General features: G+C 27.7%; 1 protein-coding gene. It reads left to right on the top strand.

The annotated features are described in order from the left end of the window. The coding region (locus JG676_RS07710) for a class I SAM-dependent methyltransferase (RefSeq protein WP_246801812.1) at positions 1-754 on the top strand (754 nt) is incomplete at its 5' end. Between the last annotated feature and the right edge of the window lie 4 nt (positions 755-758).

Below are 758 nucleotides of genomic sequence, written 5' to 3'. Positions count from 1 at the left end.
TTATAAAAAAAATCAAATGCTAGATACAAATTTTTTTAAAATTACAAAAAGAAATTATGGTGCAAATCTAGAAGAAAATATAAAAAATTTTGAAAAAGATTGGGCGTTACGAGCAGAAAATAGATGTTTATTTATAAAAAATAAATTAATCGGTAAAGATATTTTAGATTTTGGAAGTGGTCATGGTCAGTTTTTAATTCAAGCAAAACCATTTGCAAAAAGTGTAACAGGTGTTGAAATTGAGGAACAAGTTAAACCTATATATGAACAAAACAATATAACCTTATTAAGAAGCCTATCAGAAGCTATAGGGGGGGGGTATGATATAATAACAGCTTTTCACGTTATAGAACATTTACAAGACCCTATTAATATTTTAAAGGAGCTTTCAACAAAACTTAAAGAAAATGGAAAAATTATCATAGAAGTTCCAAATGGAAATGATGCTTTACTTACAATTTATAAAAATAAAGCATTTAGCGAATTTACTTATTGGAGCCCGCATATATTTTTGTATAATCCACACACTTTAAGAAAATTAGGTGAAAAAGTAGGATTAAAAGTTGAATTTGTAAAATGTATTCAAAGATATCCATTGTCTAATACTCTTTATTGGCTTAGCAAAGGAGAGCCTGCGGGTGATAAGCATTGGGGAAATTTTATAGATAACCCTATCTTGCAAAATGCTTATGAACAAACTTTAGCATCTTTAGGAGCTACTGATACTTTAATAGCTCAATTTAGTAAAATTTAATAAT

It is taken from the genome of Campylobacter sp. 2018MI34 (assembly GCF_016598975.1).
GTDB lineage: Bacteria > Campylobacterota > Campylobacteria > Campylobacterales > Campylobacteraceae > Campylobacter_D.
Note: the sequence above shows the minus strand (reverse complement) of the source record. Positions and strands in the feature narration are given on the sequence as shown.